Raw genomic sequence first — 8,816 nt, 5'->3', positions numbered from 1 at the left:
GTCGTTGAGAAGTGGCATAAGAAAACGGCTCCCTGTTATGGAAGCCGTTATAGTGCCGCAGATTAAGGATCGGTCAACCGATCCTTAACTGATCGGCATTGCGCCGGTTGGCGGGTTTTTAGACGGCGATGACGAGATTAAATCGCCCAGCCGCCCGCGTAGAAGATAACCAGCGCAGCGGCGATCACCACGGTACCGATGTTCAGCTTGCGCCATTCACCGGAGACCACGCGGCCGATAACCAGCGTCGCGAAGCCGATCATGATGCCGGTAACGATGTTACAAGTCAGGACGATCATCACCGCGGTGATAAGGCCAGACATCGCATCAACGAAGTCGTTGAAATCGATACGCGCCACGTTGCTCAGCATCAACAGGCCGACGTACATCAGCGCCGGAGCGGTGGCGTAGCCAGGAACCAGATAAGACAGCGGGGAGAGGAACAGAATCAGCAGGAACAGCACGCCAACGGTGACGGCGGTTAAACCGGTTTTGCCACCTGCCGCCGTACCCGCTGCGGATTCAATATAAACCGCTGCCGGAGCCGCACCTACCACCGCTGAGAACACGCTGCTCAGGGAGTCGGTGGTCAGCGCTTTACCGCCGTTGATGATCTGGCCGTCTTTATCCAGCAGGTTTGCCTGGCCGGCTACCGCACGGATAGTCCCGGTGGCATCAAACACCGCGGTCATTACCAGCGCCAGAACGCTTGGCAGAACCACAGGATTCAGCGCGCCCATAATATCCAGGCTGCCGATCAGCGAGTGGCCGTTCTCATCGCTCAGCGACGGCATAGCGAAGATACCGGAGAAGTGCACGTTCGGGTCGAAAATCAGGCCCACAATGGAGACACCGATGATGGTCAGCAGAATCCCGCCTGGAACCTTCATTTTCTCCAGGCCGATAATCATCGCCAGACCAATCAGCGTCATGATCACCGGGAAGCTGTCGAACTGACCCAGCGCCACCGGCAGACCGTCGATTGGGTTCTTAACGACCATGCCCACGCCGTTTGCCGCGATCAGCAGCAGGAACAGGCCAATACCGATGCCGGTACCGTGCGCAATGCCCTGCGGCAGATTGCGCAAAATCCAGCTACGAATCCCGGAAGCGGAGATGACGGTGAACAGCACGCCCATCAGGAATACGGCACCCAGGGCAACCGGAATACTGATCTGCTGGCCCAGAACCAGGCTAAACGCGGTGAAGGCGGTCAGTGAAATGGCGCAGCCAATAGCTAAAGGCAGGTTCGCCCACAGCCCCATCACGATAGAACCCACACCGGCAACCAGACAGGTTGCCACGAACACTGCCGCTGGCGGGAAACCGGCTTTACCCAGCATTCCTGGAACCACGATAACCGAGTAAACCATCGCCAGGAAAGTCGTAAGACCGGCGACAACCTCCTGACGAACGGAGCTACCACGTGCAGAAATTTTAAACCAGGCGTCTAACGAACCGCCGGTACGCGCTGAAGGCGTAGACATAGAAAACATCCCCTGAGAGTTTTTATCATTCGTTGGTCTGCGTGGTGGAACATCCACTGCCAGCTAAGCGTCATCTCCATGTGCTACGTTGCGGCAATAGGGGAGCCACAAAAAAGCAAACGATTAACTCCGCGCAGACAAAACGAGAATCGGATTCCTCATTGACGCGGCTGCGCAATGAGGTGAGCCAGGTCATTTTCGACGTAAGATGCGTCCGAAAATTTGAGGCAAACGATTATCTGGCTTTTATACCCTCTTTTTCAACAGAAGTTTGCCCTGCTTAATCAAAATTAACGATTGCCGATGAAGAAATGGTCAAGCCATGCGCAAACGTTATCGTGAATGCGCAATCTGGCAACAATTCTATGGCAAAAATGTCGCAATCCCCGGATGGAGATCGCGGTAGGCTATTCGTCTTCCAATAGGCGCGCGCCGGTGCCCTCTTCGCCCAACTTATCACCAGGGTTACGCAACGGGCAATCGCGCAGCGACATGCAGCCGCAGCCAATGCAGCCGTTCAACTGATCGCGCAGCGCTTCCATGGCGTGAATACGTTTATCCAGCTCTTCGCGCCACTGGGTGGTGAAATGCTTCCAGTCTTTCGGCCCCAGAGTATGGTTTTCCGGCAGAACGCTAAAAGAGTCGCCGATGGTCGATAGCGGAATGCCCAGCCGCTGAGCGATTTTGATTATCGCCACGTAGCGTAGAACATCGCGCTTGTAGCGCCGCTGATTACCGCTATTTCTTGTGCTACGAATAAGACCTTTGCTCTCATAAAAATGTAACGCCGATACCGCAACGCCAGTTCGTTTCGCTACATCGCCGGGTGAAAGTAACGTTTTTATGCGCGTCGATTTTTTTTCCATAATCCGCTTTACCTCAAGTTAACTTGAGGAATTATACTCGCCAGCAGAACAGAAATCGACGCAAAAATAGACAACGGGGAGAGCCTTATGTCCCATCGGGAAATTATTCAGACGCTAATTGAATGGATTGATGAACATATCGAGCAACCGCTTAATATCGATATCGTGGCGAAAAAATCAGGCTATTCGAAGTGGTACCTGCAGCGGATGTTCCGCACCGTGATGCATCAGACGCTGGGAGATTACATTCGCCAACGCCGTCTGCTGCTGGCAGCAGAAGCGCTCCGCACCACCCAGCGCCCGATATTTGATATCGCCATGGATCTTGGCTATGTCTCGCAGCAAACTTTCTCGCGCGTATTCCGCCGCGAGTTCGACCGCACGCCAACGGACTATCGTCACCAAATCTCCGCTTAACGCCTTCCGATTGCTGTCGCTGCGCCTGCGCGACAGCAACAAAACCATACAATAAATATGGTTAATATGTTGACAAAAATCCTGCGCCAGCCTCTGGTGAATAAAACGCCAAATGTGATATAGTTCACACTATCGATTGAAACAGGAACGCTGTTTCATCTCAGTTTTGAATGCCTCCAGATAGCCAGAGCGCCCCGGGCCTCAATAAACAATGCGCTGTCAGGGCAATGTCTTGTTTATCTTTGAGGATATGGTCTCATGGTTTCCATTACCGCGGGCGTCGCGCTGTTACGCTGGCCGTTAACCAGCGCGGTACTGATGTTTATCGCCAGTACCCTGAAAATTCAACTTCGTAAATCAGACTACGCCGGGCTGGCGGTCATCAGCGGGATGCTGGGTGTCGCAGCAGCCTGTTGGTTTGCGACGGGGTTGCTGGGTATTACGCTGGTCGATATCAGCACCATCCTGAACAATATCAAAGATGTGATGGTTGAAGTCATGAGCCACGCGCCGCCGGAATGGCCTGTCGCGATGTACTAAGCGCCGACCACCGTGCATGAACCCCGATTTATCGGGGTTTTTTATTGCCTGAATCCGGTGCGAAAAAAACCTGACGATGCCAGGTTTTTTAGTATCGCTCGACTAAAATTAGAGGATGCGCCTTGCGGAGTGCCGCACCATGAACGCCATCCCTTTTCATCGCTTCCTTATCCCTTGCCTTAGCGCCCTGCTGTTAACCTTCCCTGTCTACGCCGCCCCGGAAAAAGAGGAGGCATCCGATACGCTGGAGGTCAATACCGAGAGCATCATGCAACCCTGGAAAGGCGACCTTCCCGGCATGCTTGACCGACGAGTGATTCGGGTCTTAACAACCTACAGTAAGACGTTCTTTTTCATTAGCAAAGGCCAACAGCGCGGGGCAACCCACGATATTTTTGCGGCGTACGAGCGCAGCCTGAATGCGCAATTAGCCAAAGATAAAAAGCTCAAACAGCGCCATTTGAAAGTGCGCATTATCTTTGTGCCGGTCACCCGGGACACGCTGTTTACCGCGCTGAATGAGGGTAAAGGGGATATCGCGGCGGCTAACCTGACCATCACGTCCGCACGCCAAAAGGAGGTCGCCTTCACCGACCCACTCTATAACGGGATTCAGGAGCTACTGATCTCCGGCCCCGGCTCGCCGACGGTGAAAAGCGTGGACGATCTCTCCGGTAAAACGGTATTTGTTCGTCAGTCATCAAGCTATTACGAGAGCCTGCTGGCCCTTAACGCACGTTTAAGCAAAGAAAAACGGTCCCCGGTGATTATCAAACCCGCCCCTGAAGCGCTGGAAGATGAAGACCTGCTGGAGATGCTCAACGCCGGACTGATTCCGTTGACCGTGGTCGATCGCCACAAAGCGCTATTCTGGAAACAGGTTTTCCCGAAAATTACGGTGCATGAGGATGTGGTACTGCGCGATGACGGCAGCATCGCCTGGGCCGTCCGCAAAGACAATCCATTGCTGCTGGCCGAGTTGAATCACTTTGTGAAAGACCATCGCCAGGGCAGCACGCTGGGGAACACGCTGCTGCTGCGCTATCTGAAAAGCGCCAAATACGTCAAAAATGCCGCCGCCGAAAAAGAGCGGCGCAAGTTTTTGAAAATGGTCGAGGTGTTCAGGAAATACGGCGATCGTTACGACGTCGACTGGCTGCTGATGGCCGCTCAGGGCTACCAGGAGTCGAGGCTCGATCAGTCGGTGCGTAGCCATGTCGGTGCTATCGGCGTAATGCAGGTAATGCCAAAAACCGGTAAAGAGCTGAAGGTCGGCGATATCAAGCAGCTCGACCCGAACATTCACGCTGGGGTGAAATATATGCGCTGGATGATCGACCGTTACTACGGCGACCAACCGATGACCCAGTTGGACAAAGCCTTGTTCTCGTTCGCCTCCTACAATGCCGGCCCTGCGCGTATCGCTCGCCTTCGGGCCGAAACTCAAAAACGCGGCTTTGACCCCAATATCTGGTTTGGCAACGTGGAGAATCTCGCCGCCGAAAAGATTGGCGCCGAAACGGTAACCTACGTCAGTAATATCTATAAATATTACATCGCTTATCGACTGATTCTCGACGAAATGAACCGTAAGCGAACGGCGACGGGAAAACCGCCGATTTTACCGGCGGTCGATAAAAGTGCCTGACCGACCATCCTGATAAGCGCTGCGCCATCCGGCATTTTCAACTCTACCGGATGGCAGCAAAACGGCTGCCCTGCCGCGATTAACGTATGTGCTGCGCGCGAACGCCCTGCAAACGGCGCAGCGTAATGGTGCTAGCACCTTTGTATGCATCCTTGATGTGCGCAGAGATCAGCGCCACGGCCCGCTCCTCATCCCGCTGCTCAATGGCGTCCAGCAGTTCCGCGTGTTCCTTGTAGGTTTGCGCGATTCGCGTTTCATATTCAAAGTCGAGCCGACGCATGATGCGGATACGGTTGGTGATGTTGGTCAGGATCGTGGCCAATTCCCGGTTGCCCGCCGCCTCGGTCAGGGCGATGTGAAACTGCTCATCTAAAGAGGCGATATTATCGCACTCCAGAAGTTGAGCTTCCGGCGCAACCACCCAAATAGCCTTGAGGCTCGCCAGCACATCCCGGTTGACCTTCGGTGATGGCGAGCTGCACAGGCTTCTGACCGAATTCATCTCGATCAGCGCACGCGTCTCATAGAGATCCTCATACACGTCGAAATCGATCGGGAAGACTTCCCAGCCGTTACGCAAACAGCGCCGTACCAGACCTTCATTTTGCAGCAGCAGCAGCGCTTCACGTACCGGCGTGCGGGAGCATCCCAGGCGACGGGCAATGTCCACCTCGGTAAAGCGGTCGCCGGGCAGGAGAACGAACTGGTAAATTTCCTGCCGCAGCTGCAGGTAGACACGTTCCGAATGTGCCAGCAGCGGCGTGGGTTCAGATGTCATTGCCGTCATGGAATACTCCGCAATTAGCTATGCTGGCGGATAAACCGCGCACGCCAGGGTTTTAATACACACAGTGCCAGCCCGGCAGTGATGAAATCAAGGGCTATCGCACAGCCAAAGACCACGTGCCAACCCTGCGTGTGTTGATACAGCAGCGCCGCCAGTGGCCCACCAAAAATGGAGCCAATGCCCTGTGAAATATACAGCCAGCCGTAGTTAGAGGCGGCATGTTCGCTGCCAAAGGTATCGGTTAATGTAGATGGGAACAGGGAGAAAATTTCACCCCAGCCGAAAAACACCACGCCGGAGAGCAGCACAAACAGCAGCGGATCTTCACGGCAGGCCAACCACAGCGTCATCGCGCAGCCTTCCAGCGCAAAGGCGATAAACATGGTTTTCTCCCGGCCGTAGCGGTCGGAGATAAACCCAAACAGCGGGCGCGTTAAGCCGTTGGTAAAACGATCGATGGTCAGTGCCAGCGGCAGCGCCGCCATGCCGAACACCACCGCTTTACTGATGCCAAAGTCCTCCGCAAACACCGCCATTTGTGACGTCACCATCAAGCCGGAAGTCGACATCATCGCCATCATCGCAAACATCAGCCAGAACAGCGGCTGGCGTAGCATCTCCCGCGAATTGAACTGGCGAGTGCTTTGCGCAACTTTGCTACTGACCGGCATCGCCGCCATGCTCGGCGGCAGGCTTAACCCCTGACTTGCCAGCAGGCCAACGGCGGCAAAAATCAGACCAAACACCGTCATCGTCTGCTCAAGGCCATAGCTGCCCAGCGAAATCGCAATGGGGAAAGTGGTTAAAATCGCCCCCATTCCGTATCCAGCCGCGACGGCGCCGGCGGCAAAACCGCGATTTTGCGGGAACCATTTCACCATCAGCCCCACCACGCCAATATAGACAATCCCGGTGCCCAAGCCGCCAATACAGCCATATACCAGATACAGCGCCACCAGGCCGTTAATATGCGCGGAAAGCACCCAGCTCAACCCGGCCATCACGGTACCGATAGAGATCAGCAGACGCGGGCCAAAGCGTTCCACCAGACGCCCCTGGAACGGCGAAAAGAAGGTCTGCAGAATAATCAGCAGCGAGAACGTTACCTGCAATTCGGGTAATCCTACGCCCAGCTTTTCGGTCAGCGGTTTGGTTAACAATGTCCAGACATACTGCGGGCTGGAGATGGATGCCATGCAGATAAGGCCGAGGATAAGCTGCGTCCATTTGCCAAATTTTGGCGCTACCAAAGGTTCTCTAAGAACGGTCATATTACGCTCCAATAGACGAAAAAAGGTCGCCAGAAAGCGGGTGCGCATCGCGCACCTCATCATTCCTGCAATGTTTCTTTTGGAAAAAGCTGGGGTTACCAGCGGGCTACACCGCCGTCACTGCGTGGGTCGCTGCCACCTTCCAGCATGCCGTTGCGATGCCGGAGGATAGCTCCGGCATGCCCCATGAGGTCGTCATAAGGGGGGTAGATCTCGACGTCATGGCCGTACTGTTTGAGGGTGTCGGTAGTCGCCGCTCTATGACGGCTTTCAATCTTGAGAGTGTCGCTGCTTTCACCCCAGGTGCGGCCGAGGAGCCAGCGCGGGGCGGTGATGGCCGCCTGAGGCGTCATATTCTGGTAGACGATACGGTCGAAGACCGCCGCCAGCGTCTGCGGTTGCCCGTCGCCGCCCATGCTGCCGTAAACCAGCACGCCGCCGTCGGCGAGTCGCGCCAGCGCAGGGTTGAGGGTATGAAACGGTAGTCGCCCCGGTTGTAGCGGGTTGGTCGCGTTCGGATCCAGCGAGAAGCTGCTGCCGCGGTTTTGCCAGATGACGCCGCTGTCCGGCAGGATCACCGCGCTGCCAAACTCGTGGTAAATGCTCTGGATAAAGCTGACGGCGGTCCCCGATCCATCGATAACCCCCATCCAGATGGTATCGGCCGGGCCGCGTCCTTTGCCCCACGGCAACGCGCGATCGACGACGATCTGCGCGCTCAGCTCGCGAATACTGTCGGCGGTCAGTAAGGACTGCGGATCGAGCGTCATGTGGGCGGGATCGGTGATATGGCTATCGCGCAAGTTAAAGGCCAGCTTGGTGGCCTCCACGCACTGATGAATAAAGTCGGCCTCGTCAGTTATCACGCCCTTTTTACGCTGCTGTTCAAGAATGCCGGTGATGAGCAATGACACCAGTCCCTGCGACGGCGGCGGCAGGTTATAGACCGTTCCCACATCGGTTTGCAGCGCCAGCGGTTTCACCTGTAAAGCCCGGAAGCGGTCAAAGTCAGTAAAACGCAGCAGGCTCCCTGCGGCCTCCAGCTCAGTGCTCATCAACCGCGCGGTTTCACCATGATAGAAATCCGCCAATCCATTGGTCGCCAATCGCTCAAGCGTGTTTGCCAGCGCGGGTTGCAGCAGCAGTTCATTCACATCTAACGCTTTGCCAGTCGGGGCAAACAGGCTGCAAAAACCGGGATGCTGACGCAGCTGATCCAGCCGCGAGGTGATTTGCTGATGTAGGCCAGGCGAAACCGGTACGCCCCGACGCGCGTAGTGGATGGCATCTTTTAACAGCCGAGGCAAAGGAAGAGGTTTATTCGCCGTATTTTGCTCAGCCCACGCTAGCGCCAGGTCCCAGCCGGATACCGTTCCAGCCACGGTGTTGGCCGCCAGCGGCCCGCGCACGGGAATTTGTTGATAGCCAGCCTGACGGTAAAAATCGAGGCTCGCTTTTTCTGCCGCAAACCCGCAGGCCTGAATCGCCACCGGCTCTTGCCCCGGCGTAGAAATCAACCAAAAGCCATCGCCGCCAATGCCATTCATGTGCGGGTAGACCACGGCAATGGTGGCTGCCGCCGCAACCATCGCTTCAACCGCGTTGCCGCCATCGCGCAGCACCGCTACCGCGCTTTCCGCAGCCAGCGAGTGCGGCGCCACGGCCATCCCCTGCATACATTTTGCTGATTGGTACTGAGTCATTGCCGGTCACCTTGCCTACATGAGTGTATACATCAATGTAGGCACAAACCGTGCCAGTTATCATTTTCTTTATTTATCTGAATGTTACGAGATGAAG

General features: G+C 55.6%; 8 protein-coding genes. 3 read left to right on the top strand and 5 right to left on the bottom strand.

Annotated features, from left to right (window positions below; translation table 11 throughout):
* Window positions 1-137: 137 nt before the first annotated feature.
* Together ABOC97_RS20720 and soxR are read right to left on the bottom strand one after the other, a co-directional pair.
* Complete coding sequence (locus ABOC97_RS20720) at window positions 138-1,487, bottom strand: NCS2 family permease (RefSeq protein ID WP_052281847.1); 1,350 nt, start codon at window positions 1,485-1,487, stop codon at window positions 138-140.
* Window positions 1,488-1,894: 407 nt separating this feature from the next.
* Window positions 1,895-2,353 carry a redox-sensitive transcriptional activator SoxR gene (soxR, locus tag ABOC97_RS20715; protein WP_052281846.1) on the bottom strand — a complete coding sequence of 153 codons (459 nt, stop codon included), beginning with the start codon at window positions 2,351-2,353 and terminating at the stop codon, window positions 1,895-1,897.
* Window positions 2,354-2,440: 87 nt separating this feature from the next.
* On the opposite strand from soxR, the gene soxS reads away from it, so the two are divergent.
* The 3 genes from soxS (at window position 2,441) to ABOC97_RS20700 (ending at window position 4,958) form a co-directional block, all read left to right on the top strand.
* A complete protein-coding gene (gene soxS / locus ABOC97_RS20710; protein WP_052281845.1) occupies window positions 2,441-2,770 on the top strand; it encodes a superoxide response transcriptional regulator SoxS in 330 nt (109 codons plus the stop codon).
* Between the two features lie 258 nt (window positions 2,771-3,028).
* A complete protein-coding gene (locus tag ABOC97_RS20705) occupies window positions 3,029-3,310 on the top strand; it encodes a YjcB family protein (RefSeq protein ID WP_052281844.1) in 282 nt (93 codons plus the stop codon).
* Window positions 3,311-3,449: 139 nt separating this feature from the next.
* Window positions 3,450-4,958, top strand: a complete 1,509-nt coding sequence (locus ABOC97_RS20700) for an MltF family protein (protein WP_349601384.1) — start codon at window positions 3,450-3,452, stop codon at window positions 4,956-4,958.
* A gap of 79 nt (window positions 4,959-5,037) precedes the next feature.
* On the opposite strand, the gene ABOC97_RS20695 is transcribed toward ABOC97_RS20700, so the two are convergent.
* Genes ABOC97_RS20695 through ABOC97_RS20685 form a run of 3 tightly spaced genes read right to left on the bottom strand, consistent with a single transcriptional unit; the run spans window position 5,038 to window position 8,719 of the window.
* Window positions 5,038-5,736: a GntR family transcriptional regulator gene (locus tag ABOC97_RS20695; protein WP_349601382.1), complete on the bottom strand. Its 699-nt coding sequence runs from the start codon at window positions 5,734-5,736 to the stop codon at window positions 5,038-5,040.
* A 23-nt stretch (window positions 5,737-5,759) separates the two neighbouring features.
* Window positions 5,760-7,064, bottom strand: a complete 1,305-nt coding sequence (gene oxlT, locus ABOC97_RS20690) for an oxalate/formate MFS antiporter (RefSeq protein ID WP_349601381.1) — start codon at window positions 7,062-7,064, stop codon at window positions 5,760-5,762.
* Window positions 7,065-7,111: 47 nt separating this feature from the next.
* Window positions 7,112-8,719 (bottom strand): gamma-glutamyltransferase family protein, encoded by a 1,608-nt coding sequence (locus tag ABOC97_RS20685; protein ID WP_349601379.1) that lies wholly within the window; start codon window positions 8,717-8,719, stop codon window positions 7,112-7,114.
* Between the last annotated feature and the right edge of the window lie 97 nt (window positions 8,720-8,816).

It is taken from the genome of Kluyvera huaxiensis, assembly GCF_040149365.1.
Classification (GTDB): domain Bacteria; phylum Pseudomonadota; class Gammaproteobacteria; order Enterobacterales; family Enterobacteriaceae; genus Kluyvera; species Kluyvera intermedia_A.
Note: the sequence above shows the minus strand (reverse complement) of the source record. Positions and strands in the feature narration are given on the sequence as shown.

Bases quoted from the DNA above. Each gene is read 5' to 3' on its own strand.
- oxlT (WP_349601381.1), bottom strand. From the start codon at position 7,064: ATGCGCACCCGCTTTCTGGCGACCTTTTTTCGTCTATTGGAGCGTAAT.
- soxR (WP_052281846.1), bottom strand. From the start codon at position 2,353: ATGGAAAAAAAATCGACGCGCATAAAAACGTTACTTTCACCCGGCGAT.
- ABOC97_RS20695 (WP_349601382.1), bottom strand. From the start codon at position 5,736: ATGACATCTGAACCCACGCCGCTGCTGGCACATTCGGAACGTGTCTAC.
- ABOC97_RS20700 (WP_349601384.1), top strand. From the start codon at position 3,450: ATGAACGCCATCCCTTTTCATCGCTTCCTTATCCCTTGCCTTAGCGCC.
- ABOC97_RS20685 (WP_349601379.1), bottom strand. From the start codon at position 8,719: ATGACTCAGTACCAATCAGCAAAATGTATGCAGGGGATGGCCGTGGCG.
- ABOC97_RS20720 (WP_052281847.1), bottom strand. From the start codon at position 1,487: ATGTCTACGCCTTCAGCGCGTACCGGCGGTTCGTTAGACGCCTGGTTT.
- soxS (WP_052281845.1), top strand. From the start codon at position 2,441: ATGTCCCATCGGGAAATTATTCAGACGCTAATTGAATGGATTGATGAA.
- ABOC97_RS20705 (WP_052281844.1), top strand. From the start codon at position 3,029: ATGGTTTCCATTACCGCGGGCGTCGCGCTGTTACGCTGGCCGTTAACC.